The 25531-nt window shown below is 64.5% G+C and carries 26 protein-coding genes, 1 tRNA gene and 1 pseudogene; 11 read left to right on the top strand and 17 right to left on the bottom strand.

The features are described 5' to 3' along the window. Window positions 1–41: 41 nt before the first annotated feature. A complete protein-coding gene (gene hppD / locus FA85_RS13970) occupies window positions 42–1130 on the bottom strand; it encodes a 4-hydroxyphenylpyruvate dioxygenase (protein ID WP_036115843.1) in 1089 nt (362 codons plus the stop codon). Between the two features lie 89 nt (window positions 1131–1219). On the opposite strand from hppD, the gene FA85_RS13965 reads away from it, so the two are divergent. Beyond that, window positions 1220–1675, top strand: a complete 456-nt coding sequence (locus FA85_RS13965) for a MarR family winged helix-turn-helix transcriptional regulator (RefSeq protein WP_036115847.1) — start codon at window positions 1220–1222, stop codon at window positions 1673–1675. 132 nt (window positions 1676–1807) lie between these two features. Here FA85_RS13965 and FA85_RS13960 read toward each other — a convergent pair whose 3' ends face one another. Further along, a complete protein-coding gene (locus FA85_RS13960; protein ID WP_036115850.1) occupies window positions 1808–3316 on the bottom strand; it encodes a peptide MFS transporter in 1509 nt (502 codons plus the stop codon). A 70-nt stretch (window positions 3317–3386) separates the two neighbouring features. Then, window positions 3387–4235 (bottom strand): tryptophan 2,3-dioxygenase, encoded by an 849-nt coding sequence (locus FA85_RS13955; protein WP_036115854.1) that lies wholly within the window; start codon window positions 4233–4235, stop codon window positions 3387–3389. A 229-nt stretch (window positions 4236–4464) separates the two neighbouring features. On the opposite strand from FA85_RS13955, the gene pdhA reads away from it, so the two are divergent. The 4 genes and pseudogenes from pdhA (at window position 4465) to FA85_RS13935 (ending at window position 8542) form a co-directional block, all read left to right on the top strand. Next, a complete protein-coding gene (gene pdhA / locus FA85_RS13950; protein ID WP_036118354.1) occupies window positions 4465–5544 on the top strand; it encodes a pyruvate dehydrogenase (acetyl-transferring) E1 component subunit alpha in 1080 nt (359 codons plus the stop codon). A 12-nt stretch (window positions 5545–5556) separates the two neighbouring features. Continuing rightward, window positions 5557–6537 (top strand): alpha-ketoacid dehydrogenase subunit beta, encoded by a 981-nt coding sequence (locus tag FA85_RS13945; protein WP_036115856.1) that lies wholly within the window; start codon window positions 5557–5559, stop codon window positions 6535–6537. A 13-nt stretch (window positions 6538–6550) separates the two neighbouring features. Further along, a pseudogene (locus FA85_RS13940) lies at window positions 6551–7956 on the top strand (dihydrolipoamide acetyltransferase family protein). A gap of 121 nt (window positions 7957–8077) precedes the next feature. Then, a complete protein-coding gene (locus FA85_RS13935; protein WP_036115864.1) occupies window positions 8078–8542 on the top strand; it encodes a YehS family protein in 465 nt (154 codons plus the stop codon). Between the two features lie 24 nt (window positions 8543–8566). On the opposite strand, the gene FA85_RS13930 is transcribed toward FA85_RS13935, so the two are convergent. The 4 genes from FA85_RS13930 to FA85_RS13915 all read right to left on the bottom strand — a co-directional run bounded on the left by FA85_RS13930 (window position 8567) and on the right by FA85_RS13915 (window position 12388). Beyond that, entirely contained in the window at window positions 8567–8887 is a 321-nt protein-coding gene (locus tag FA85_RS13930; RefSeq protein ID WP_036115867.1) for a hypothetical protein, read from the bottom strand. A 42-nt stretch (window positions 8888–8929) separates the two neighbouring features. After that, window positions 8930–10351, bottom strand: a complete 1422-nt coding sequence (locus tag FA85_RS13925) for a tryptophan--tRNA ligase (RefSeq protein WP_051943958.1) — start codon at window positions 10349–10351, stop codon at window positions 8930–8932. Window positions 10352–10441: 90 nt separating this feature from the next. Next, window positions 10442–11362, bottom strand: a complete 921-nt coding sequence (gene rocF / locus FA85_RS13920; protein ID WP_036115869.1) for an arginase — start codon at window positions 11360–11362, stop codon at window positions 10442–10444. 93 nt (window positions 11363–11455) lie between these two features. Then, entirely contained in the window at window positions 11456–12388 is a 933-nt protein-coding gene (locus FA85_RS13915; protein WP_036115871.1) for an AraC family transcriptional regulator, read from the bottom strand. Window positions 12389–12524: 136 nt separating this feature from the next. On the opposite strand from FA85_RS13915, the gene FA85_RS13910 reads away from it, so the two are divergent. After that, window positions 12525–13355, top strand: coding sequence for an oxidoreductase (locus FA85_RS13910; RefSeq protein ID WP_036115875.1), 831 nt, complete (start codon window positions 12525–12527; stop codon window positions 13353–13355). A gap of 8 nt (window positions 13356–13363) precedes the next feature. Here FA85_RS13910 and FA85_RS13905 read toward each other — a convergent pair. The 4 genes from FA85_RS13905 to FA85_RS13890 all read right to left on the bottom strand — a co-directional run bounded on the left by FA85_RS13905 (window position 13364) and on the right by FA85_RS13890 (window position 16156). Beyond that, window positions 13364–13439 (bottom strand) — tRNA-Thr (locus tag FA85_RS13905). A gap of 16 nt (window positions 13440–13455) precedes the next feature. Beyond that, complete coding sequence (locus FA85_RS13900) at window positions 13456–14355, bottom strand: SPOR domain-containing protein (RefSeq protein WP_036115878.1); 900 nt, start codon at window positions 14353–14355, stop codon at window positions 13456–13458. Between the two features lie 65 nt (window positions 14356–14420). Then, window positions 14421–15179 carry a type III pantothenate kinase gene (locus tag FA85_RS13895; protein WP_036115880.1) on the bottom strand — a complete coding sequence of 253 codons (759 nt, stop codon included), beginning with the start codon at window positions 15177–15179 and terminating at the stop codon, window positions 14421–14423. After that, window positions 15176–16156 (bottom strand): biotin--[acetyl-CoA-carboxylase] ligase, encoded by a 981-nt coding sequence (locus tag FA85_RS13890; RefSeq protein WP_036115882.1) that lies wholly within the window; start codon window positions 16154–16156, stop codon window positions 15176–15178. The genes FA85_RS13895 and FA85_RS13890 overlap by 4 nt, the downstream gene beginning before the upstream one ends. Before the next feature lie 200 nt (window positions 16157–16356). Here FA85_RS13890 and FA85_RS13885 point away from each other — a divergent pair, with 200 nt between their 5' ends. Both FA85_RS13885 and FA85_RS13880 read left to right on the top strand, forming a co-directional pair. After that, window positions 16357–16704, top strand: a complete 348-nt coding sequence (locus FA85_RS13885; protein WP_036115884.1) for a hypothetical protein — start codon at window positions 16357–16359, stop codon at window positions 16702–16704. Window positions 16705–16722: 18 nt separating this feature from the next. Then, window positions 16723–17487 (top strand): M90 family metallopeptidase, encoded by a 765-nt coding sequence (locus FA85_RS13880; protein WP_036115888.1) that lies wholly within the window; start codon window positions 16723–16725, stop codon window positions 17485–17487. Window positions 17488–17493: 6 nt separating this feature from the next. On the opposite strand, the gene FA85_RS13875 is transcribed toward FA85_RS13880, so the two are convergent. The 6 genes from FA85_RS13875 to dusA all read right to left on the bottom strand — a co-directional run bounded on the left by FA85_RS13875 (window position 17494) and on the right by dusA (window position 22879). Further along, complete coding sequence (locus FA85_RS13875) at window positions 17494–18879, bottom strand: ATP-binding protein (RefSeq protein WP_036115890.1); 1386 nt, start codon at window positions 18877–18879, stop codon at window positions 17494–17496. A gap of 56 nt (window positions 18880–18935) precedes the next feature. Further along, window positions 18936–19628 (bottom strand): response regulator transcription factor, encoded by a 693-nt coding sequence (locus tag FA85_RS13870; protein WP_036115892.1) that lies wholly within the window; start codon window positions 19626–19628, stop codon window positions 18936–18938. Further along, a complete protein-coding gene (locus tag FA85_RS13865) occupies window positions 19628–19957 on the bottom strand; it encodes a PepSY domain-containing protein (RefSeq protein WP_156108797.1) in 330 nt (109 codons plus the stop codon). The genes FA85_RS13870 and FA85_RS13865 overlap by 1 nt, the downstream gene beginning before the upstream one ends. Before the next feature lie 34 nt (window positions 19958–19991). After that, on the bottom strand, window positions 19992–20747 hold the full coding sequence (locus tag FA85_RS13860; protein WP_036115894.1) for a hypothetical protein: 756 nt from the start codon (window positions 20745–20747) through the stop codon (window positions 19992–19994). Beyond that, complete coding sequence (locus tag FA85_RS21950) at window positions 20744–21790, bottom strand: hypothetical protein (RefSeq protein ID WP_156108798.1); 1047 nt, start codon at window positions 21788–21790, stop codon at window positions 20744–20746. The genes FA85_RS13860 and FA85_RS21950 overlap by 4 nt, the downstream gene beginning before the upstream one ends. A 75-nt stretch (window positions 21791–21865) precedes the next feature. Then, window positions 21866–22879 (bottom strand): tRNA dihydrouridine(20/20a) synthase DusA, encoded by a 1014-nt coding sequence (gene dusA, locus FA85_RS13850; RefSeq protein ID WP_051943960.1) that lies wholly within the window; start codon window positions 22877–22879, stop codon window positions 21866–21868. A 95-nt stretch (window positions 22880–22974) separates the two neighbouring features. Here dusA and FA85_RS22560 point away from each other — a divergent pair, with 95 nt between their 5' ends. The 3 genes from FA85_RS22560 (at window position 22975) to FA85_RS13840 (ending at window position 25363) form a co-directional block, all read left to right on the top strand. After that, window positions 22975–23109, top strand: coding sequence for a hypothetical protein (locus FA85_RS22560; protein WP_255349730.1), 135 nt, complete (start codon window positions 22975–22977; stop codon window positions 23107–23109). Window positions 23110–23172: 63 nt separating this feature from the next. Continuing rightward, window positions 23173–23862 carry a site-specific integrase gene (locus tag FA85_RS13845; protein WP_239739892.1) on the top strand — a complete coding sequence of 230 codons (690 nt, stop codon included), beginning with the start codon at window positions 23173–23175 and terminating at the stop codon, window positions 23860–23862. 1051 nt (window positions 23863–24913) lie between these two features. Continuing rightward, entirely contained in the window at window positions 24914–25363 is a 450-nt protein-coding gene (locus FA85_RS13840; RefSeq protein WP_036115900.1) for a hypothetical protein, read from the top strand. Window positions 25364–25531: the final 168 nt, after the last annotated feature.

Raw genomic sequence — 25531 nt, 5'->3', positions numbered from 1 at the left:
CTGTCGCGCGCGAGGCGCGCTCCTACGTGTCGACGGTGATCTTAGAGTACGCCGCGACGCATCTGGTCGCGCTCGATGGACTCGAACAGCGCCTTGAAGTTGCCGTTGCCGAAGCCTTCGTTGCCCTTGCGCTGGATGATCTCGAAAAAGATCGGCCCGATGTTGTTCTGGGTGAAGATCTGCAGCAGCAGCTTCTTCTTGGTCTCGTCGTCGGCGTCGATCAGCAGCTTGTTCTTCTGCAGGCGCGGGATGTCTTCACCGTGGTCCGGCACGCGGATGTCGATCACTTCGTAATACGTGTCCGGGGTCTCGAGGAAAGCCACGTCCTGCGCACGCATCGCTTCCACCGACTCGTAGATGTTATCGGTGAACAGCGCGATGTGCTGGATGCCTTCGCCGTTGTATTCGCGGATGTACTCGTTGATCTGCGACTTTTCGTCCGACGACTCGTTGAGCGGGATACGGACCATGCCGTCCGGCGCGGTCATCGCCTTGGACACCAGGCCGGTCTTGGCGCCTTTGATGTCGAAATAACGGATCTCGCGGAAGTTGAACAGGCGCTCGTAGTAATCCGACCACTTCTGCATGTTGCCGAAGTGCAGGTTGTGGGTCAGGTGATCGATGAACGTGAGGCCGAAACCCTTCGGGTGCCGGTCGACGCCCGGAATCCACTCGAACTCCGAATCGAACACATCGCCCTTGGCGCCATAGGTGTCGATGAGATACAGCGCGCAGCCACCGATGCCCTGGATCGTCGGGACATTCAGCGCCAGCGTGTCGGCTTTGTCCGCGATCTTCTCAGCGCCGTTCGACAGCGCGGTGGCCTGCACGTCGGTCGCCGGACGGTTGAAACGGATCGCGAAGCCGCAGGCGCTCGGACCGTGCGCGGCTGCGAAATCGGACGCGAAGGAGTTCGGCTCTTCGTTGACCAGGAAATTGCAGTCGCCCTGGCGATACAGAGTGATAGCCTTGGTCTTGTGCTTCGCCACGGCCGTAAAGCCAAGCTTCGGAAACAGCGTGTGCAGCAGCGCGCTGTCGGGCGCGGCGAACTCGACGAACTCGAAGCCATCGACACCCTGCGGGTTTTCGAAGGTGGTGACTTCCATACCGATATTGGGCTGGGCGCTCATGGGCGATACTCCTGGCTTGGGCACGGCTTACGCCGTCGACTCGCACCTTATAGTTTCACTTGTAACCATTTGCAAGGATCAGCGCAGCAATGACCTTTGAACCCGTGCCCGCCCATGCCCCCCTGGAACTGGAGCACTTCCTGCCCTACCGCCTGTCGATCCTGTCGAACACGGTGAGCCAGTCGATCGCCGCGGAGTACGAGGACCGGTTCCAGCTCAGCATGACCGAATGGCGCGTGATGACGATTCTGGCCCGGTTCCCCGAGATTTCGGCGCGGGAGGTGGTCGAGCGGACGGCCATGGACAAGGTCGCCGTAAGCCGGGCCGTGGCGCGGCTGGTCGAGAAGGGGCGCGTGGATCGGGGCACCCATGACGGGGACAAGCGCCGGTCCGTGCTGCAGCTGTCCGAGGCCGGATGGGCGATTCATGACGAGGTCGCGCCGATGGCGCGGGCGCATGAGCGGGAGTTGCTCGCGAAGCTGGACGAGGGCGAGAGGGCCCAGCTCAACAGCATTCTGGACAAGCTTCTCGACACGGCGCGGTAAAACCACACCGCGACCGCTTACGTAGGAGCGCGCCCCGCGCGCGATTCGGTGATGCGAGGTGGCGGCATTACCGAATCGCGCGCAAGGCGCGCTCCTACAGTGACACGAGGCGTCGTGAAACGACGCCTCGTGTCATTTCACCCCGTGCATCAACCGGTTGATCAGCGGTGCGATCACGAACAACACGATGCCCGCCCCGATCAAGAGCTCGAAGCTGAAGGTGAACCCGCTCAGCGCGGAGCCCACGGTCATCCCTGTCTCGCCGCTGATATGACCCGCCAGCAGGCCGGACAGGTTGTTGCCGATCGCCGTGGACAGGAACCACCCACCCATCGCCAGGCCGACCACGCGCAGCGGCGCCAGCTTGGTCACCATCGACAGGCCGATCGGTGAAAGGCACAGCTCGCCGATGGTCTGCATGACGTAGCACAGCGCCAGCGGCCAGAACGGGATCAGGTTGTCCGCACCGACGAGCGCGCTCAGCGCGTACATCAGCACCAGGAAACCCAGTGCGTTGAACATGAGGCCGAGGCCGAACTTGCGCGGGATCGACGGTTCCTTGCGGTGCCGTGCCGACCAGCCCCAGGCCAGCGCCACGATGGGCGCAAAGACCAGGATCGCCGCCGAGTTCACCGACTGGAACCAGCCGGTGGGAAATTCCCAGCCGCCGAACATGTGACGATCGACGATGTTCTGCGCGAGGAAGTTGAACGAGCTGCCGGCCTGTTCGAAGAACATCCAGAACAGCACGTTGAAGGCGAACAGCAGCAGCATGGCGATGACGCGGTGGATCTGGATGCGGTCGTGCCGGACGGCCTCGACGACCAGCATCGCGGCCACGCCGATGAAGAGCACGCCGAGCAGCCACGCGATGAAGATCGCGCCCGCCTTGGCCATCAGCAGGTAGACCAGCGGAATGGCGACGAGGATGCCGACGATCACGGCGATCAGGCTCTTGCCCTCGTGGCGCTCCGGCGGCGGCACGCCGACGCCCTTGAGCTGTTTCTTGCCGATGAGGAACCAGATAAAGCAGATCACCATGCCGACGCCGGTGGAGGCGAAGACGGCGCGGTAGTTGTCCTGCAACGGCGTGTTGCTCATCACCGAGGCGATCCAGCCGGTGATCAGCGGGGCGAGGAAGCCGCCCATGTTGATGCCCATGTAGAAGATGGTGAAGCCGCGATCGCGGCGGTCATCGCCCTGCGGGTAGATCTGGCCGACCAGCGAAGAAATGTTCGGTTTGAACAGACCGTTGCCCACGATCACCGTGGCCAGACCGGCGAGGAACACCTGCTGGTTCGGCACCATCACCATGAACAGGCCCGCGCCCATCACGGCGGCGCCGACGAGGATCGAGCGCTGGTAACCGAGGATGCGGTCGGCGACCCAGCCGCCGAAGATGGCCGACGCGTAGACCAGCGCGAGGTACGCGCCGTAGGTTCGGCTGGCGTAGCCCTGCCCCGATGCATCGCCCTTGAAGAATTCGGCCACGATGTACAGCGTCAGCGCCCAGCGCATGCCGTAGAAAGCGAAGCGCTCCCAGAATTCGGTCATGAACAGCATCCACAAGGGGCGCGGATGCCCCAGGGTCTGCGGATAGTCGGGCACGGGCCGTGTCTGGCTTGGGGCGGTCGGTGTCATGGCTTCCCTTGGCGATGGATCGGTCGATCGATCAAGGGTGTTTAGCTGGACCGGGCGGGAACGTCAAATGTCAGGTGCCCAGGATGGTGCGTACTTCGATCAGCTCGGGGAAGAAGCTCTGCTCGAGCGCCTTGCGCAGGAAAGCCACGCCGGAGGAACCGCCGGTGCCGGTGCGGAAGCCGATGATGCGCTCCACGGTTTTCATGTGGCGGAAGCGCCAGAGCTGGAACGATTCCTCGATATCCACGAGTTGCTCACTGAGATGGTACTCAGGCCAGTGGCTGGCGGTGTTTTCGTAGATGCGCTTGAAGACCGGCAGCAAGGCGGGTTCGCGCTGCCACGGCTGGCTGGTATCGCGTTGCAGCACGCTCGACGGCACCGCGTGCCCGCGGCGTGCGAGGAACCGCAGGTATTCGTCGTAAAGCCCAGGTGCTTCGAAAGTGGCCCTGAGGCGCTCGTGGGCAAGCGGATCGTGCTCGAACACGCGCAGCATGTCGGCGTGTTTGTTGCCCAGCACGAATTCGACGATGCGGTACTGCAGCGACTGGAATCCGGAGGACGGACCGAGCACGTCGCGGAACTGCAGATACTCCGTGGGTGTCAGTGTTTCGAGCACGCCCCACTGCTCGTAGAGCTGGTGCTGGATATGTTTGACACGGGCAAGGATTTTCAACGCGCGGTCGACGTCGTCCATGCGGAGATGCACCAGCGCCGCGTCCAGCTCGTGGATCAGCAGTTTCAGCCAGAGCTCCGAGGTCTGGTGCTGGATGATGAAGAGCATCTCGTCATGCTGGGGCGGGTTGCTGCGGGGCTCCTGCGCGGACAGCACCTTGTCCAGTCGCAGGTAGTCGCCATACGTGAGGCGCCCGTCGAGGTCGGTGCGGATGCCCGGTTCGAGGTCGCGCTGAGGATTGGTCATGGGTGAGTCGATTCGCAAAAAGGGGTTTGGAAGCCCTGAAACCCGCGCCGCGCCGCCATTCCGGGGCTGCGACGGCCGGTCTCATGCTGCGCCGTGCCTTGCCGGGTGATAATACCCCTGATATCTAGTCCGGCTCGCAATGATCGAAAAGCCGCTCGTGCCCCGCTGGATGGGCCGTCCGCTTCCCCACTCGTGCGTGTCGTTTCTAACCTTCCCCTGGGAGCGAGTCGTGTCCGTCGCCGCCAAGTTCGAAATCGAATACCTGCAGTACCTTGACCAGGATGGCAAGGAAACCGGTAAGGAACTCCCTGAATTCGCAAAGGATCTCGACCATATGGTCGAGCTCTACAAGCTGATGGTCTCCACACGCGTCTTCGACGCCAAGTCGATCGCGCTGCAGCGCACCGGCAAGCTCGGTACCTACGCGTCGTGCCTCGGTCACGAGGCCGCGCACGTCGGTATCGGCAGCGCCATGCGCCGCGAAGACTCCCTCGCGGTGTCCTACCGCGAATACGGCGCGCAGCTGTATCGCGGCGTCAAGCCGCGCGAGGTCTACACCTACTGGGGTGGCGACGAGCGTGGCAACGACTTCGCCGATGCCCCCGCGCACGACTTCGCCTGGTGCGTGCCCATCGGTACGCAGTGCCTGCACGCCGCCGGTTCGGCGCTCGCCTTCAAGATCCGCAAGGAACCGCGCGTGGCGGTCTGCACGATCGGTGACGGCGGTTCGTCCAAGGGCGACTTCTACGGCGCGATCAACGTCACCGGTGCGCAGAACCTGCCGCTGGTCGCCGTCATCGTGAACAACCAGTGGGCCATCTCGGTCCCGCGCCGCATCCAGAGCGGTTCCGGCACACTGGCCCAGAAGGGCATCGCGGCCGGCCTGTTCTGCATCCAGGTGGACGGGAACGACATCATCGCCGTGCGCAAGGCGATGGAAGACGCGCTCGAGCGCGCCCGTTCCGGCCAGGGTGGCAGCGTGATCGAAGCGGTGACCTACCGCCTCGGCGACCACACCACCGCCGACGACGCCCGTCGCTACCGCGGCGAGCAGGAAGTGAAGGACGCCTGGGAGCGCGACCCCGTGCCGCGCCTGCGCAAGTGGCTCGAAGCCAAGGGCAAGTGGGACGACGCGAAGGAAGAGGCCTGGAAGGCCGAGTGCGATGACTGGATGGACAACGAGGTCAACGCGTACCTGGAGACGAAGAACCAGCCGGCCACGGCGATGTTCGACTATCTGTACGCCGAAGTCCCGGCCGACCTCGAAGCGCAGCGTGACTACGTCGCTTCCCTCGATCGCAAGTCGTAAGGATCTCTTCCCATGGCACAAATCACTCTGATCGAAGCAGTGACCCAGGCGCTCGCCTACGAAATGCGCAACGACGAAAGCGTCGTGGTGCTCGGTGAGGACGTCGGCGTCAACGGCGGCGTGTTCCGCGCCACCCAGGGCCTGCAGGAACAGTTCGGCGAAGAGCGCGTCATCGACACGCCGCTGGACGAAGGCACCATTGCCGGCCTGACCATCGGCCTGGCCGTGCAGGGCATGAAGCCGGTCGCCGAGGCGCAGTTCGAAGGCTTCATCTACCCGATGATGGAGCACATCGCCTGCCACGCCGCGCGCATGCGCAACCGCACCCGCGGTCGCATGACCGTGCCGGCTGTGTGGCGCGCCCCCTGGGGCGGCGGCATTCGTGCGCCGGAGCATCACTCCGAGGCCAACGAGCACCTGTTCACCAACATCCCCGGCCTGCGCGTAGTCATGCCGTCGTCCCCGGCGCGTGCCTACGGCCTGCTGCTCGCCGCCATCCGCGATCCGGATCCGGTGATCTTCTTCGAGCCCAAGCGCATCTATCGCCAGTACAAGGAAGAAGTGCCCGATGACGGCGAAGCGCTGCCGCTCGACGTGTGCTTCGTGCTGCGTGACGGCACCGACGTCACGCTGGTCACCTGGGGCGCGCAGGTCAAGGAATGCCTCGAGGCCGCCGACGAACTCGCGCAGCAGGGCATCAGCGCCGAAGTCATCGACGTCGCCACGCTGACCCCGCTGGACTTCGACACGATTGCCGAGTCGGTCGGCAGGACCGGCCGCTGCGTCATCGTGCACGAGGCTCCGAAGACGGCCGGTTTCGGTGCGGAGATCGCCGCCCGTCTGTCCGAGGAATGCCTGTACAGCCTGCTCGCGCCGGTCGAACGCGTCACCGGCTTCGATACCCACATCCCGCTGTTCCGCCTGGAAATGAAGTACCTGCCCAGCGTCGAACGCATCGTCGAAGCCGCCCAGCGCACGCTCGCCGCCTCCTGAGGAAACGATAGACATGGCCGACATCAAGACCTTTTACCTGCCGGACCTCGGCGAAGGCCTGCCCGACGCGACCGTCGTCGAGTGGCACGTCAAGGAAGGCGACACCATCAAGCTCGACGCCCCGCTGGTGTCGATGGAAACCGCGAAGGCCGTCGTCGACGTGCCGTCGCCGTTCTCCGGCACCGTGAAGAAACTGCACGGCGGCGTCGGTGACATCATCGAAACCGGCGCGTCGCTGGCTGACTTCGAAATCGATCCGAACGCCCGCCAGCGTGCCGAAGCCGAATCCACGGGTCACCACCACGGCCCGAAGAAGAGCGTCGGCAGCCCGGCACCGGATGATGCGTCCAAGGTCGTCGCCTCCGACGACGGCGGCGAGATCGAATCCGACGGCAAGGCCCCGGCACAGCGCGAAGACGAAGGCACCGTCGTCGGCGCCATGGTCAGCGGCAACGCCGTGCACACCGAGCAGGTCTCGAGCGCCGGTGGCGTCAAGGCCGTACCGGCCGTGCGCGCGCTGGCGAAGAAGATGAAGATCGACCTCACCCGCGTGTCGCCCACGGGCGCCGGTGGCGTGATCACCATGGCCGACGTGAAGAACGCCGCCGCCAACGGGGGCGCCGCGCTCGGGCATCCGGCTCGCAGCCTGCCGCACCCACGCGCCCCGCCTCGGCCCAGCACCTGGCACCCACGTTGCCCGAGCCGGGTCCCGCCCCCTCGCGTACGCCGGTGTCGCTCGCGGGCAAGGCCGTGCGCACGGCGCCTCCGGGCAAGGACGCGATGGGCCAGCCGGAACAGCTCAAGGGTGTCCGCCGCAACATGGCGCGCGTCATGGCCGATGCGCATGCCCAGGTCGTCCCGACCACGATCGTCGACGATGCCGATCTGCATGCCTGGATCGGCAAGCAGGACATCACCGCGCGTCTGATCCGCGCCATCGTCGTGGCCTGCAAGGCCGTGCCGGCGCTCAACGCCTGGTTCAACGGCAAGGACCTGACCCGCACGCTGCATCCGCACGTGGACATCGGCATCGCCGTGGACACCGAAGACGGCCTGTTCGTGCCCGCGCTGCGTAACGCCGACGTGCTCGACGGTGCCGGTGTCCGCGCCGCGATCAAGCGACTGCGTTCGTCGGTCGAGGATCGCAGCATCCCGGCATCGGAACTCTCCGGCTACACCATCAGCCTGTCCAATTTCGGCATGTTTGCCGGTCGTTACGCTACGCCGGTGGTGGTGCCGCCGACCGTTGCGATCATCGGTGCGGGCAAGCTGAGCCACGACGTGGTCGCCGTGATGGGCGGTATCGAAGTGCATCGCCGCATGCCGCTCTCGCTGACCTTCGACCACCGCGCCGCCACCGGCGGCGAAGCGGCGCGCTTCCTCAAGGCGATGATCGACGACCTCGGTCTGCCGCAGTAAGTCGCGGCGATCCTGTGGGTCCATTCGCGCGCGGGGCGCGCTCTTACACGATGGTGTAGGAGCGCGCCCCGCGCGCGATGCCTTCAGCCCTGCCGACCCCGCATCGCGCTATCCTAGGCCGATGCTCAATAACGACACCCTCCGCAGCATCCGCTACATGCTCGACCTCGGCGAGGTTCATGTGGTCGAGATCCTCAAGCTCACCGGCTTCGACGCCACCCGCGAACAGGTCGCTCCCTGGCTGCGCAAGGAAGACGAACCCGGCTTCGTCGAGATGCCGGACATCGCGCTGGCGCACTTTCTCGACGGCCTGATCATTCATCGCCGCGGCCGCGACGAGAGCCAGCCTCCCCGCCCGGTCGAGGCGCGCATCAACAACAACCTCGTGCTGAAGAAGCTGCGCGTCGCCTTCGAACTGAAGGAGGACGACATTCTGGCGCTGATGGCGAACGTGGGTTTCCGCGTGTCGCGCGGCGAGATCAATGCGCTGTTCCGCCAGCCTAAACACAGCAATTTTCGTCTGTGCGGCGATCAGTTCCTGCGGAATTTTCTCAAAGGCCTGACGGCGCAGGTACGCGGGGCGTGAGAGGGACGCATGGCGGCGAGCGCCTCAGCGCCGCCGCCATACCAGCTGCCGCACGATGAGCGCCACGACCAGCACGGCGACGAACGCTCCGTACGCCCAGAGCGCCGGCACCACCTGCTGCCAGATGGCGCCGCTCTTCGGACCGAACTGATCGGCCGCGGGCAATTGCACCGCGTCGAAGGCGATCAACGCCGACTGGATCGCCGCGGTCACGGCGGCTAGCAACGCCAGCACATCGAAGCTGCGCCGCGTGCCGTTGGTCAGCAGCGACTTCGGATAGCGCCAGTACGCCCAGCCCAGGACGATCAGCCAGGGCGCCAGCAGCATGAGCGCGAGATAGCGCATGCGTCAGGCGCCTTGCCCGATGTCGCCGGGATGGACCATGCCTCAGCCCGCCGCCTTGTTCGCGGCTTTAGCCGCCGCTTCGTCCGCCGTCACGGCGGCAAGCACGTCGAGTGCCGTACGCAGGCGAAGGACGAGGGCGGCGCGAGCCGCCTCATCCGGATACGACTGGCCTTCGGCGACGACCGCGCCGTCGACCAGCAGAACGATACGGTCGCCCTGCGACTCGAGCGCGGCCTGGGCGCCACCCAGCGTAGCGAGCGTCTGGCGCAGCGTCCCCGCGGCTTTGGGATCGGCGAAGGACCGTGACAACAACAGCTCTTCGCCGTCCGCGCCGAACAGGCGGAAACGGAAGCTGCCGTCATCCTCCCGGAAGCTGGCGAAACGCGGCGGCTTCGCTTTCGGCGCGGCAGCCGGCGCAGCCGCAGCGGCCGGCTCATCAGCCACCTTCCGACGATGCCGCGCGTTACGCAGGCCGACGGCCTCGCGCAGCGTCTCCACCAGCGGACCGGCGATGGCGCGTGCTTTGGCCGCACCGGCAAGAAGGATGTCCTCCATGTCGTCAGGGCGGGCCATCAGGTCTTCGTAACGCGCGCGCATCGGCGCGACGTCGGCCTCGACGCGCTCGAACAGCACCGTCTTGGCCTCACCCCAGCCGATACCGCCGTGCAGGGCTTCTTCGAAGGCCTGCGTCTCCGCCGGTGTGGCGAACGCCTTGAAGATGGTGAACAGCGCGGAGTTGGCGCTGTCCTTCGGCTCACCCGGCGCACGCGAATCGGTGACGATTTTCATGATCGCCTCGCGCATGCCCTTCGTGCCGCCCTCGAACAGCGGAATGGTGTTGTCGTAGCTCTTGGACATCTTGCGACCATCCAGGCCCGGCAGGGTCGCCACCTGCTCTTCGATGTGCGCCTCGGGCATCACGAAAAACTCGCGCCCGTAGGTATGGTTGAAGCGCTGCGCGATGTCGCGCGCCATTTCGATGTGCTGGATCTGATCGCGGCCGACCGGCACCTTGTTCGCGTTGAACGCGAGGATGTCCGCCGCCATCAGCACGGGGTACATGTAGAGGCCCGCGGTGACGCCGGCGTCCGCGTCTTCCCGCTGCTCGATGTTGCGGTCCACGGCGGCCTTATAAGCATGCGCACGGTTGAGCAGACCCTTGCTCGTCACGCAGGTCAGCAGCCACATCAGCTCCGGAACTTCAGGAATGTCGGACTGCCGGTAGAACGTGGCGACATCCGGATCCAGACCCGCGGCCAGGAACGACGCGGCAATCTGCAGACGGGACGCCTCGACGCGGTTGGCGTCGTCGCTCTTGATCAGAGCGTGGTAGTCGGCCATGAAGTAGAACGCATCGACGTTCGGATCCTTGCTGGCCAGCACGGCCGGGCGGATCGCACCGACGAAGTTGCCGAGATGCGGCGTGCCAGTGGTGGTAATGCCGGTGAGGACGCGGGTGTGCATAGGAACCTTATGAGCTACAGACGATAACCGTCCGAGTGTAGCCCGCGAGGCGGCCCGGGGGCGACCCGGGCCTGCGACGCGTCGCCGCGATCAGCGCATCAGGGTGGATTTACCGAACAGCGATTCCACCAGGTCCACCGCCAGCTTTGCGGTCTGGTTGCGCTTGTCGAAGGCCGGATTCAGTTCGACGATGTCCAGAGAACCTACCCGGCCGGTGTCGGCGATCATTTCCATCACCAGCTGGGCTTCGCGGTAGTTGGGTCCTCCGCGGACCGTCGTTCCTACACCCGGGGCGATCGACGGATCGAGGAAGTCGACATCGAAGCTCACGTGCAGATGGGTGTCTTCGTCGACGCCCGACAGAGCTTCTTCCATCGCGGCCTTGATACCGATCTCGTCGATGTAACGCATGTCGTAGATGTCGATGCCCACCTCGTGGACGAAACGCTTTTCGCCCTCGTCCACGGAGCGGATGCCGATCTGGCGGAAGACGTCCGGCGAGGTGGCCGGCACCGTGCCGCCGATATGGGTCAGGACGTCTGGGCCGTAGCCGCACAGGCAGGCCACGGGCATGCCGTGGATGTTGCCGGACGGGGTGATCTGGCTGGTGTTGAAGTCCGCGTGGGCGTCGAGCCAGAGCACGCGAAGCTTCTTGCCCGTGTCACGGCAGTGACGCGCCACGGCGGAAATTGAGCCGATCGCCAGGCAATGGTCACCGCCGAGCATGATCGGCAGGTGCCCCTCGGTGAGCGCGGCATGGATCGCGTCGTGCACCGCGGTGTTCCAGGCCACGACGGCATCGAGGTGGCGATAACCGTCCACCGGGGGCTCCCACGGATTCAGGGGGCCGACCAGATTGCCGCGATCGACGACATGCATGCCGCGCCTGGCCAGGCGCTCGGCCAGACGGGCGACGCGCAGGGCCTCGGGGCCCATGGAGCTGCCGCGGTGGCCGGCGCCGATATCGGTGGGGGCGCCCACGAGGGCAACCGAACGGGTGGTGGGACTCATCGGGATGTACTCAGCATCCGGTAAGTTTACACGGGCCTTTAAAACACCCACGTTGCAGCGCGTCAGGGCATGTGAAGACCGACAGGCCTCCGGTCAGTGCGATGAGACGTAGGGCGACGGCGTCATGGCCGCGGGCAGCGCGAAGTTCCGCTTCATGCGCTCGACCTCTTCGACCGGTGGCCTGCCGAACAGGCGCTTGAACTCGCGACTGAACTGCGACGCGCTTTCATAACCTACCGCCGTTGCCGCCGCCGCTGCTGTCGCGTGCTGGCGAAGCATGAGCAGACGTGCCTGATGCAGCCGTGTGGACTGCACGTAGCGCATGGGCGACGTCCCGGTCATCGCGCGGAAGTGGGCATGAAACGTCGGCGCGCTCATGGCCGCTTCGTCAGCCAGTTCATCGACGCTCAGCGCATCGCGGTAGCGGCTGTGGATCATCCGTATCGCTCTCGCCACCATGCCGAACTTGCCTTGCTGCGCGAGCGCGGCGCGCAGCGACCCCCCCTGCGCACCGGACAGTATCCGGTAGTAGATTTCGCGCACGAGCGCCGGGCCCAGAACGTCAGCTTCCGGCGGCCTGGCCAACGCTTCGAGCAGGCGAAGCACGGATACCGCGAGTGCGTCCTCCATCGGCGAGGCATAAAGCCCTCGCGGAGACGCGGTGGACGATCCCTGTCGTTCGTCGATCCGCATGCACAGGTCGGCCGCCATCCCGTGATCGAGGCGAAAGTAGATCGCCAGCAACGGCTCGTCGGCGGACGCATCGGTCTCCATCGTGAAGGGCACGGGCACCGAAACCACGAGGTAATGCTCGGCGTCGTAGACGAAGACCTCATCACCGAGAAGCCCCCGCTTGCGCCCCTGCACCACCACGACGATGCCGGGTTCGTAGAGCACGGGCGTACGACTCAGCGGCCGGTCGGACCGCAGGAGACGCACGTCGGACAGCGGCGTCAGGGTGTAACCCTCCGCGGGTGCGAGCTCGCGAAGCAGGTCGATCATGCGGCGTCGGAGGTGGGAATCCATGACGACATGGTCCGCCTTATCGCCTGTCCCGGCAATCGCCACTCATAGGATCAGGCAAGCACGCCACACCCCAGGCCATGGGAGGCAAGGGGTACGGAGCCTAGCATGGCTCCCCTACCTGACCAGGAGACCATCCATGTCCAGCAAGACCTTTTTCATCACGGGTGTCAGCAGCGGTTTCGGCGAGGCCCTTGCCCGCGAGGCCCTCGCTGCCGGCCATCGCGTGATCGGCACCGTGCGCAACGACGAGGCGCGCCGCGCGTTCGAAGGGCTCGACGAGACGCGCGCCCACGGCATGCTTCTCGACGTCACCGATATCGACGCGATTCCCGCTGTCGTATCCGACGCGGAAGCGCGCTTCGGACCGGTCGATGTTCTCGTCAACAACGCCGGTTACGGGCACGAAGGGATCTTCGAAGAATCGCCTCTCGATGAGATGCGCCGACAGTTCGAGGTCAACGTGTTCGGTGCCGTGGCGGTCACGCAGGCCTTCGTGCCACGGTTTCGCGAACGTCGCCGCGGCCACATCGTGAACATCACCTCGATGGGCGGCTTTATCACGATGCCGGGCATCGCCTACTACTGCGGCAGCAAGTTCGCTCTCGAAGGCATCAGCGAAGTGCTGGGCAAGGAACTGAGCCCCTTCGGCGTCCATGTCACCGCCGTGGCACCCGGCAGCTTCCGTACCGACTGGGCGGGCCGGTCGATGCAGCGTTCACCGCGCAGCATTCCGGACTACGACGCGACGTTCGATCCGATCAGGCAGGCACGCCAGGAGAAAAGCGGCAAGCAGCTCGGCGATCCGGCAAAGGCGGCGAAGGCGATGCTCGCGCTTGTCGAGTTGCCCGCTCCGCCAGCGCATCTCCTGCTCGGCAGCGATGCATTGGCTCTGGTCCGCGACAAGCTCAAGGCGATGGCGGACGACATGACGAGGTGGGAAACACTGACGCGCTCGACGGATGGTTGATCATCCGATGGTGCCGACACCCGGATTCGAACTGGGGACCTACCGCTTACAAGGCGGTTGCTCTACCAACTGAGCTATGCCGGCGAAGTCGCGAAGTTTATCAGAAGCAGCCCGTCGGTCGAGCACTCACCGCCGGATTGCGCAGGTTGCGGCGAAGGTCGGCGCCACCGTCATCCGGGACAACCACATCCAGCCACCAGACCGGCGTCGTCTCCGTACGCTCACTCATCCGTGCGGGAAACCCGGCGGCAACGACTTCGTCGCGGCGCTTGCGGGCGTTGGCGGGATCATGGAACAGGCCCAGCGCAACCGAGTTCTGCAACTCCCCCTGGGCCGTCACGACGAAATAATCCTTGATGCCCTTCGCTTCGAGCCGACGGGCCTGGGCCAGCGCCAGTTCGCGTGTCGACTGTGAAGGAAGGAAGACGCGCCAGCCGCGGGATTCGCTGGTCGTCTCCTGGCGCTGGCGGCTGCGGACCGTGCGCGGCGCGATGGCGGTACGCGCGGTCCGCAGGTCGACCTGATTGGCGAAGGGACCGATGGCCAGGCATTTGTAGCTGCGGCGGGAACTGGTCGGCGCGTCGGGCTGTGTCGGCGCGGTATCCACCGCCGCCCTGGGCGCCGTGGGTGCCGGTTTCGCCGCGGCGGCAGCCAGCGCCGCCGTCGCTGAGCTGCCGGAGACCGGCGTCACGGGCGACGACATGCCCGGCGTGCTCTTTGCAGCCGTCGCGGGTGGCGTTGGCGCTGCTACCGGTGCCGGTGCCGGTGCCGGTGCCGGTGCCGCCATGCTGGACGTGATCGTGCCGGCCGCAACCGGGCGCCCGGCAGCGGTCGCGGGCGCCGTGCTCGCGGCGGCGGGCACTTCGGCCAGCAATTTCAGTCGGGGCACGCCGCTGTCAGTGGGATCCACCGCGTGCTTACCGGTATCGCCCAGCAGCAGCCACGCGGCTACCGCGATATTTAGGGCGATCAGCAAGACGAAGAACAAACGCAGCAGCATGGTGGCCTTGGGCTTACGGTGGGGCCTGCTCGCGTTCCCCTGTAAGAACCGGCGGCGTCCGGATTCTAGGCGATCTTGGCGGTTACGGTGTGTGCTTTGGCCCAGACGGCCAGACCCCGAAGGACGGTGTCGGGCACGAGCAGCACCTCGCGCTCGAGCAATGGCGCCAGTACGGCCGCATCGCCGCCACCGAGGGTCACCGTGGGGTGGCCGCCAAGCAGGGGTGCCGAACGCTCGACAAAGCGGTCGACCAACGCGGCGCAGGCCTGCCAGCAGCCCGATGCCAGACCGTCGGCGGTGTTATCGGCAAGGTCGCGTACCGCACCTGCGCCACCGGGGCGTACCTGCACGGTCGCGCCCAGTACGGATTGCTGCATCAGCAACGGCCCCGGCGCGATCCATCCGCCGAGGTGCCTGCCGTCGGCATCCAGCGCATCGAGCGTCAGGGCCGTGCCGACGCTGGCGAGGACGCAGGGCGAGCGACCCGCCGCATGCGCATCGACGAGGGCGAGGAAGCGATCCACGCCGAGACGATGAGGTTCGGCATACGCATTGGTGACGCCGCAGGCTTGCGCGGGCGTACGGACCCAGACCGGCGGGAGGCCGAACGCCTTCTGCGCCGCCACGGCGACCGCGGTCTCACGGGCGGGATCCACCACCGACGCACCGACGACCCGAACCGGCGCCGGCCAGGACGCCCACAACGTCGCCAGTTCGTGCGCGATATCCGCGTCCCAGCCAAGGGCCCCGCGATGACTGAATTCGGCGCCATCGATCAGCGCGAATTTCAGTCGGGTGTTGCCGAGGTCGAGCAGAAGAATCACGCGCCACTCCTGCGGACGGAGACATCCGCACTATCGACGGTCACGGACTGGCCGTCGGCACGACGCACACGCAAGGCACCGCGCTCGTCGACACCCTCTCCGGTGGCGTTGTACTCGCCGCGAGGATCGATGACGCGCAGTGGCTGGTCGCGCAACAGGTCGTTGGCCGCGTATTCGTCGGCGAAGGCCGCGAAGCCATGTCGCTCGAAGGCGAGCAGCCCCTCCGCAAGCGCGGACACGACCGCCGTGGCGACGCGATTCCGTCCCGGCGGCTGGCCGCCGGTGAGTTCCGCCAGGTCGGTGATCGGTTGTCCCGCCCGCTCGTGCAGCGTGTCCGGGAGCCGGATGTTGAGACCGACACCGATGATCGCCGCGCAGGGACCGGAGTACTCGCCGGACAGCTCCACCAGGATGCCGGCCAGTTTGGCCTGGCCCGCCAGCACATCGTTGGGCCACTTGAGCCCGGCCGTGCGGACGCCGAGGTCGTCCAGCGCGCGGATCAGCATGACACCCACCGCCAGCGAGAGGCCCGACAACGACGCGAACCCCGAGTCGAAACGCTTCAGCACCGACAGGTAGAGATTCATGCCCGGCGGCGAGAGCCAGGTCCGGCCACGCCGCCCGCGCCCTGCCGACTGGGCTTCGGCCATGACGAAAGCCAGGTCGTCCAGCGTAGGAATACGCCGCGCCAGCTCGCTGGACGTGGAGTCGATATCCCAGTGCACCTCGAGCATGCCCACGTGCGACGAAAGCGCAGGCTCGAGCGCCGTGCGGATGCGCTGACCGTCAAGCAGTTCGGTCGCCCACGGAAGCCGGTAGCCGCCGCCCACCTTCGCTTCGACGGGCACGCCTTTCAGACGTAGCGACTCGATCTGTTTCCAGACGGCGGCACGGGTCACACCGGCCTGACGGGCCAGAGTGGCGCCGGACACGGCATCGCCGCCGGCAAGGGCTTCCAGGAGGTCGCGTGCGAGCATGGGCTGCCGTGAGGCCGTCAGGCGGCCGGTGTCAGGGGGAGGGAGAGCCGGGGCATCGGGTAATTCTAGGGCAGCCGCGAGGATTTCGCCCGCATGGCGCCGCAGAGCCCGATGACACACCTCCAGCACTGGCACCGTTTCGAAATATCTGAGAGGATCGGTCGGTCCCCCGGCACGTCCGGGGCCCACGGGGTATACCGATGAACGCCAGACCCTACATCTTCGGATGTCTGTGCCTCGTCGGTGCCATCGGCACCGCCGCCGCTTCCGACGTCAGCGTGACCAACAGCCTGCTTTCGCTGGGCCGGTCGGTGTCGTCGTCGTTCGATGCCGGATCCACCTCGCGCTCCAGTTCCAGCCAGAGCAGCCGCGACAGCGGCAGTGGCGACGTGACCACCGCGAGGCAGGTCAATAACGCGCAGGCCAGCCCGGGTCAGGCGCCCATGCCACCCCCCGTCGAGGCCGACGCCGATATGCATGATGGCTCTTCGAGCGGTCACGGCGCGGGGCCGACCTGGCAGTCCATGCTTCCCGGGTCGATCTTCTAAGAATCCGCCGGCCGTCGTGTGAGCGTTTTCCAGTCGTTGCTCGCGCGTTTTCGCGCCCCCGTCCCGCCCATCGACGACACACTCTGGGCACACGCGCTGACCCGCGTTCCGCTGGCGAACGCGCTGGACGCGCCGCGAGCCCACTACCTGCGCCAACTCGCTGCGTCTTTTCTCCACACCAAGCGATTCCACGCGCTGGGCGACGCCTCGCTGGATGATTTCTGGCGTCTGGCTATCGCCATGCAGGCCAGCCTCCCTGCCCTGCCGCACGGCCCGAAGGTCTTCAAAGGCTGGACCAATATCCTGGTCTACCCCGGCGAATTCAACGTCCGTCGCAGTCACCATGACGCACCCACCGGCGTGATCACCGAGAGCGACGACACGCTGATCGGCGAAGCGTGGGAGCGCGGGCCGATGATCCTTTCGCTGGCTGACGTAGCGCTGGATCTCGAAGCACCGTGGGATGGCGTCAACGTGGTGATCCACGAAATGGCCCATAAGCTGGACATGCTCGCCGGCCCCGCCAATGGCGTGCCGCCGCTACCAGGCGGCATCAACCGGCGCGAATGGATCGGCAGCATGCAACAGGGCTTCGAACGACTGTCGAAGGCGGTGGGTCGTCGACGCAAGACGGCGATCGATCCCTATGCGGCGGAAGCGCCCGAGGAATATTTCGCGGTGACAAGCGAAATGCATTTCTCGCAGCCCGCCTTGCTGCGTGAGGCGGAGCCGGACGTGGCGCGCCTGCTCGATGCCTATTACGGACCTTCGCCCGCCGACTGACGATCCTCAGGCGGGCGGAATACGCACGCTGAAACGTGCGCCACCGAGCTCTTCCGAGTGATCGACGTGCAGCTCGCCCTGGTACGCCTTGACGATGTCCTGCACGATCGACAGCCCGATGCCGTGGCCCTGCACGCGCTCATCGCCGCGCACGCCACGTTGCAGGATCTTCTCGATCTTTTCGTCCGGAATGCCCGGGCCGTCGTCTTCGACAATGAGTTCGAGACCCGCGCGCCCGCGCACCTTCGCCACGGAACGCGCGGTGAGCAGGACGCGATGCGAGGCCCACTTGAAGGCGTTCTCGACCAGGTTACCCATCAGTTCCAGCAGGTCGCCCTGCTCGCCCGGGAACGAGACACCGTCTTCGATCTCGAACTCGCACAGCACGTTCTTTGCGGCGTAGACCTTTTCCAGACTCTGCACCAGATCTTCCGCATGACCGGCGATCGGCTCGACCGAGGCGATGGTGCGACGACCGGAGGTGGCCGCGCGAGACAGCTGGTATGCGACCAGCTCGTCCATCTTGCGCACTTGCTCGAGGATGTCGCCACGCAGCGAACGTGCGTCGGCTTCGTTTTCCAGTTGCGAGCGCACGACGGCCAGCGGGGTTTTCAGGCTGTGCGCCAGATCGGCCAGGGTGTCGCGATAACGCGTACGCTGCTCGCGCTCGCTGTCGATGAAGGCATTGAGGCGCTTGGTGAGCACCGTCAGCTCCATCGGATACGGACCGTCGAGGTGGTCGCGCGTGCCGCGCTCGATGTGCGCGAGATCGCTCGATACACGGCGCAACGGCAGCAGGCTCCAGCGCAGCAGGAACAGCTGCAGCAGCATGAGCATCATGCCGAGCATGGCCAGCCAGAGGAACTGCGTCCGACGGTAGGTCGCCACCTGCCGCTCGAACTGATCTTCCGTCTGCGCGACGGCGAAGGTCAGCGGCACACTGCGTTTATCGGTACTGTCCAGCGACACGCCGTAGCTGAAGACATAGAGCTTGCCGCTGCGCGTTTCCACCGGCTCGAACGCCGTCTCGCCGGGCGACAGCATGCGCACGAAATCGAAATCGCGACCCAGTGCCGACGACGACTCCCAGCGGAAACCGTCGTTGCCGACGATGATCGCGTAGAGCCCCGAGCCCGGCCGCGAGAAATCGGGATTGGGCTGACTGTCGGGCGTGGTGACCTTTCCGGCGCGGGTGATGTCGGTGCCGGTGATATAGGCGATGGCGTAGTTGTGCAGCCGGTCGTGCATGGCCGACAGCTCGGACGCGTAGTTGGCCTTGTTCTGCGCCAGGCCCGTCAGGCCCAGAAAGGCGGCCAGCGCGAAGCCCGTCGCCAACGCCGCGCGCGCGGCCAGCGACAGCGGCCGGCGTTTGGTCGGTGGAGCGTTATCCATGCGTCCAGCTTACCTCGGGACGGTGCAGCGACTTTGCTGCACCGTCCACGGTTCGCTCAGTCTTCGTCCGCTTCGTTACGCGGAATCGCGAAACGATAGCCGCGACCGCGGACGGTCTCGATCGGCTTGAGCGCGCTTTCGGGATCCAGCTTACGGCGCAGGCGGCCGATGAAGACCTCCAGCACGTTGGAGTCGCGGTCGAAATCCTGCTGGTAGATGTGCTCGGTCAGGTCGGCCTTGGAGACCAGCTCGCCCGCATGCAGCATCAGGTATTCGAGCACCTTGTACTCGTAGCTGGTCAGGTCGACCTGACGGCCTTCGACGGTGACCGTCTGCGCCGTGGTGTCGAGCTTGATCGGGCCGCAGGCGAGGACCGGCTTGGACCAGCCGCTCGCACGACGAACCAGCGCATTGATACGGGCCAGCAGTTCCTCAACGTGGAAGGGCTTGACCAGGTAGTCGTCGGCGCCGTGCTTGAGGCCTTCGACCTTGTCCTGCCAGCTGCCACGCGCCGTGAGGATGAGGATGGGATAGCGCTGGCCGTGCTCGCGCAGGGCTTTGACCAGATCCATGCCCGAGAGCTTGGGCAGGCCCAGATCGATGATGGCCAGGTCGAAGGGGACCTCGCGACCGAGGTACAGGCCCTCTTCGCCGTCCTGGGCGGCATCGACGGCAAAGCCGTCACGTTTCAGCCGCGCGGCGAGGGTCTCGCGAAGCGGGGCCTCGTCCTCAACGAGCAGGATGCGCATCAATGTTTCTCCTTGTTGTCCCCGGCACTGACGTCCAGGGGCTTGGCGGTTTCGGTTCGGACGGGCACCACGCGGACGTGACCGTCCAGCGTAAGGACCTTGACCCGGTATTCGGTGATCCGGCCGCGCTCGACGAGTCGCGTATCCGCCGACAGCACTTTTCCCCCGGTGTCCTTCTGGACCTTGCTCACGGCCTGCTCCAGCGTCAGCGACTGGTCCGCCTGGGCGGCCACGGGCAAACTGATGCAGAGCGCGGCGAAAAGTAGCGGACGAAACGTGATTTTCATGTCTGGCGCGGGCAGCACGACGGGCAGTAGTCGACCGATCATGCCGAGGGGCGCCCCGCCTGAAGCTGAACGAAACCTAGGCTAACGCAACCTGGAGGCCGCAAAGTCGGCCGATACGGGCCAGCATCACCTCGAGGGGTTCGCCGAAATCTCTGGTCGGCGGCTCAATAAGGGCCGCCTGCAGGAACCGCCGCACGTCCTTACGAACTGATTCGGGCAGATCGATCGAAGCGTTTGCCGGGATGACCTGGGATAGCGCCAGCACGTCGAAAAGGTGCTTTCGTACTCTTTTCGAGTCGACCGAGGACGCATCCGCAGCCCTTCTTTCCCTGAGATCGAGCCAGGCCTTTGCCTTCAGCACGATCAGCCCCCTGGCATCCAACCAGCTCAGACCCTCCTTGGTCCGCGCCGCATCCCGAATCACGTTGTAGTAGGCATCGTCGAGGAGCAACCCGGACAAACTTTTGAGATCGCCGCCCAAGGTGACCGGGATGGCACGCTGACCGTGGTGAAGAACCAGGCCGTCCGGCGCGCGGGAGAAGATCTCCAGCATAGCCGGGGCGTCGCCTGCACATGGATCACTGAAACGGTAGAACTGCGGTCGACCGCCGACCTCTCGCCTTTTGTAGCCAGCCCGTTCAACGAACTCCATGAGTGCAGCTCCGAAACCTTCAGTCCGCGCTTCTATGAGAAGGACGAGGTCAAGGTCGTGTGTTGCCCGGAAAGATTCACCCACTTGCGCCATTTCCAGCATGGCCGCGGACCCGCCGATGAGTACGTACTGGTCATCGAATGATCGGAAGTGCTCCCTGAAAACATCGAGTCCTTTCATAGCCAATCCAACCGCTCCATGAGTTGTTCGAGGGCGCTTTCGAGGCGTGGGTCATCAACCGCCGCGTCACGCAAACTCAACCATACAGAGAGCGGATCGGCTCGCCCACCGGCAGCACGCGCCGTGGCGGGATAGGCCCATGATTCCAGCCTCCACGCATCGGCCTTCTCTATGTCGTCGTGATTGAGGCGTGCAGACAGGCTACGGAAGTTCGTAACGCGATACGCCGCGAATAGCTCTTTCTGCCCGGCGGGCCCCAGCGCGCGGACGGGAATCCGAGGGGGATTCAGCGACGACCATTCCGCAAGTGCGGACTCCCCCGACCACGGAAGGGACGACTCTAACGACACATGCCCCGCTACAGTGAGCGAAGCGCGCACCGGACTTTTTAACAAAGGCATCGCTCGAAACCATACGTCGCGAGAGCTCCCCACGGAAGTGAGCAAGAGCGACGTACCCCGCCGTTGTGGCTCGAACAAACCCGCTTCGATCAAGGAACGACAGGCCCGCCCGACCGTCATGCGCGTGTAGCCGAGTTCAAGCCCCCTGTCGTAAGGGGAGAACGATTTCTCGGGTGTATTCAGGAGACCCGCGATGAGGAGCGCCTGCGCGCTAGCCTCCAGCATCCCGCGCCCGGAAGCATGAGCCGCCGCCGCACGTTTTTGTCGGGCGTGTTTTCGCCAGTCGACGCCCACATCCGGGAGATGCACATATCGCCCCGGAACGACAAACGGGACGCCCTGGGCGATTAACGCCGAACGGCGGTGGGCGGGCAAAGCGTTGGCGACATATACAACCGGCGCACCCGCGGCTTCGGCAACTCGAGCAAGTCGCGAAAGGACATCACCAGAGGAACGAAGGTCATCACCGACGGACCGCATGAAGACGACCGCGAGCCCGCGGATATTCGCTTCTGCGAATTCCGTTTCCTTTCTTAGTACGACGGGAAGCGACGCCGCACCTGACCATGCCGTCATTCTTACTTCAACACCGAGGCTGGATCGAAGGGTGTCAGCCAATTGGCGATGAAAGGAGACATCCATGCGTCACTATATAACATTCATGTTAAACATAACAACATGGATGTTATGTTTAAGAAATAGTTGCTCTTCGCGGACTCATGCAGCTTGCCGCAGCGGTGCCATGGCGGACTCGATCAACCGCCAGTCGGCTCCCGGCAGGTGCGATCCCTCGCTCAGCTGGCGACGGAACCCGCGCGCTCCCGGCTCCCCCTGGAACAGGCCGAGGATGTGCCGGGCGATGTGCTTGAGCTGGGTGCCACGGGCCAGTTCGGCCTCTATATAGATGCGCATGCGATCGAGCACATCGGCCCGGTCGGGCAGCGCCGTGCCGTAGAGGTCCGACTCCAGTCGGGCGAGCACGAACGGATCATGGTAGGCGGCACGGCCAAGCATGACCCCGTCCACATGAGCAAGGTGCTCACGCACCGCCTCGACCGTGGTGATGCCACCGTTGATGACGATGGTCAGGTCGGGGAATTCGCGCTTCAGCCGGTAGACCCGCTCGTAGTCCAGCGGCGGAATTTCCCGGTTTTCCTTCGGGCTCAGGCCTTCCAGCCAGGCCTTGCGCGCGTGCACCAAGAGAATGCCGACGCCAGCCTCGACCATCGTGGTGGTGAAACGCTGAAGGTCGGCGTATTCGTCCTGGTCGTCCACGCCGATGCGGCATTTGACGGTGACCGGGACATCCACGACCTCCGCCATGGCCCGGACGCATTCGCCGACCAGGTCCGGCTCGCGCATGAGGCACGCCCCGAACTTGCCGGACTGGACCCGATCCGAGGGGCAACCGACGTTGAGGTTGATCTCGTCATACCCCGCCTGCGCGCCGAGGACCGCCGCCTTCGCCAGCTCGACCGGGTCGCTGCCACCGAGCTGGAGCGCCACGGGGTGCTCTTCGTGACTGTGCTCCAGGAGACGCAGCTGGTTGCCGCGTACCAGGGCCGCGCTGGTGACCATCTCGGTGTACAAGCGGGCATGGGGAGACAGGAGACGATGAAAGTACCGGCAGTGACGGTCCGTCCAGTCCATCATTGGCGCAACCGTCACCCTCCACGCGTCGTTTTGTTGCGCTTTAGCGCTATCTGACGCGGTTTTTAAGGAGTTTTCCATGTTGCACTTTCTCGGCAATAGACAGGGTTTTTTTTTGGGGGGGGGGCGTGAGCTCGGTGCTACACTCAGTGCTACACAGAGGGAAATGTAGCACCGTGGGCACCATCACTTCGCGCCGTCGCAAGGACGGCACCAGCGGGTATACCGCACAGATCCGACTAAAGCGGGCTGGCCAGGTCATCCATAACGAGACCGAAACCTTCGATCGTAAGCAGCACGCGCAGGAGTGAATACGCCGGCGAGAAGCCGAGCTCGATGCACTGAAAGCACGCGGTCACTTAAAGGGCGTCCGCATGACAATTGGCCAGGCTATCGAATGGTACATCGAGGAAGTCGGCAAGACCGCCGCCTGGGGCCGAACTAAGGCAGCTGACCTGCGCAAACTACTCAAGGACAAGATTACCGACACGCCCGTCAATGAGCTAACTGCAGCGCACTTCATCGCCCATGTCGTGGAGCGTCGCGAAGATGGCGCGGGCCCTGCCACTGTGTTGAACGACCTGGTGTGGTTCGGCCAAGTGCTCCGCTTCGCGCGCCCCTCGCTCGGAGTGCACGTCGACTTGACCGCGATCGAGGATGCCAGGCAGGAGCTCGCTAATCGCCGCCTCGTGGGTAAGAGCAAGGCGCTCACCAGGCGAGTGACGCCAACGGAGGAGGAGAAGCTCCTTCGGCACTTCGCCTCGCGTGATATGCGAGCCGTCATACCGATGCAGGACATCGTGAAGTTCGCCCTGCTTACGTCGCGGCGCCAGGAAGAAATCTGCCGCCTCAAGTGGTGCGATCTCGATCGCGAGAAAGGCGTAGGCTGGCTTGATGATGTTAAACACCCGAGACACAAGGTGGGAAATCGCCAAGCGTTTCGCATGCTCGAGAGCGCTTGGGAAATCATCGACAGAAGTCAATCAGCGCAGCCTTTACACGCGCAACACGCGTGCTTGATATCGAGGATCTCCACTTCCACGACCTCCGCCACGAGGCTGTAACCGACTGTTCGAACGTGGATATCAGATCTAAGAGGTAGCGCAGTTGTCGCTGCATCAGTCTTGGGAAACGTTGAAACGCTGTACGCATCTAAGGCCCGAAAATGTGGCCGTCAGATAAACGCCGTTCCTGCCGATAACCGTTTATCGGATGCCGCCGGCATGAGCTGCTGCGGCGCGCCCTTCAACTTTGGGCCGCGCACGCGGCCAAAAACCGTGGCGCACGAATCACGGAGTGGAATCATGACCCTAAACATTCTCAATGACCTTGACGAGCTCGGCGCACGCATCGATGCGCTGGGCGGACTTGGAGCAGCGATCGCCGCAGCCTTGGACACCGAGGTACTTAAGCACGGCGACGTCCACAACATGCTGGCCACCTACGCCGGCGGACTACTCGTGCTGCAGCGGAAAATCCGAAGCGCCGTAGACGCAGAGGCGCAGACAGTCGACGCAACTGCATCACCACCAGCGGTTGCACGGGTACCGCGGCCTCGAGCGGACTGCGTAACGCCCTGCCCTGCGATGAGCGCTAAGCGAGCTGCAGCAGCATGAGCGGATAGGGCCGCTACCGGCCAGACAGTCTCCCTCCCGCCATCCCCTTCCCAAAGTTCTTTATGTAGCACCTCAAAGGGAAGGCACCATCGGAAAGGTGTCATATGTATAACGTAGCCATCGATCCTTCGGCAAACGATTGATTGATGGTCATTTTCGAGCAATCCAAAGGTGTAACGAATAGCGTCGTTTGTTGCTGTGTTCCTACACCTATTATCTGTAATGAGAAGGCACCAAAAATCAATGACATAACAGCGAATGACACGGGAATACACCGATATGACATTTTTGCTTATGCTTACCGATCAACCACTTAACCCCTTTTTCCGGGACAATTTTTGGCGACATTACACGTTTGCGACGGCCTCCCCTTCGAACACTCGAAGGCGCTATTCTGAACCCGCCAAAAAATAGTTTTTACTTGAGAATTACTCTCAAGAAAAAACTAGATTACCGCGCTGTGGACGCCAGACCACGTGCGCCCAATGGAGAGCGAAGAATGTCCGCGACATACAACAACCAGATCTTTCGCACCAGGCTCGAGGCACGGTGGGCCGCATTCTTCGACCTCGCTGGATGGAAGTGGTCACTCACTCCGGCTCCTGTTGGTAATTGGGCACCAGAGTTTCGTGTGGAGTTCCCGTGTGGCCACTCTGAGTGCGCTCCGTCGCACGTGCTCCTGGTTGCCGTGCTACCGGTTGATGACTCTGAGGCCTTTGCAGCCCACCCGTCGCAGAAGCACGTCTACGGCATCAACACCGAGGGGCTAGACGAAAAACCATCGCTTGACCTCCACTCCGACGTTGATGCCGGCGCGGGATTTGGCAGCTTTCCAGAAGCCACGGTGTGGCAATTTGCACACGGCGCCGGCGGCGGCATATTCAGCGTAGCGGAGTGGGTCGATGACCCAATGAGGCTGTGGAAGAAAACGGAAGACTTGGTTTCCTAGTGCCCTCTACGCGTACGGCTGCGGATCGCGAACCGGACCCGCGATGCCGGTCTCAGTCGTGAGCACACCCACCTCGGCTGGGCGGACCAAAAATAATAGGAAATGTAGGGGTTCCCTTACAGAAACCAGCCAAGCCTCGATGTAGCATCCGCAGACGACCTTAGGGGG

Origin of the sequence: Luteibacter mycovicinus, assembly GCF_000745235.1 — a bacterium.
GTDB classification, from domain to species: Bacteria; Pseudomonadota; Gammaproteobacteria; order Xanthomonadales; family Rhodanobacteraceae; genus Luteibacter; species Luteibacter mycovicinus.
This window is presented reverse-complemented; position numbering and strand designations above follow the sequence as displayed.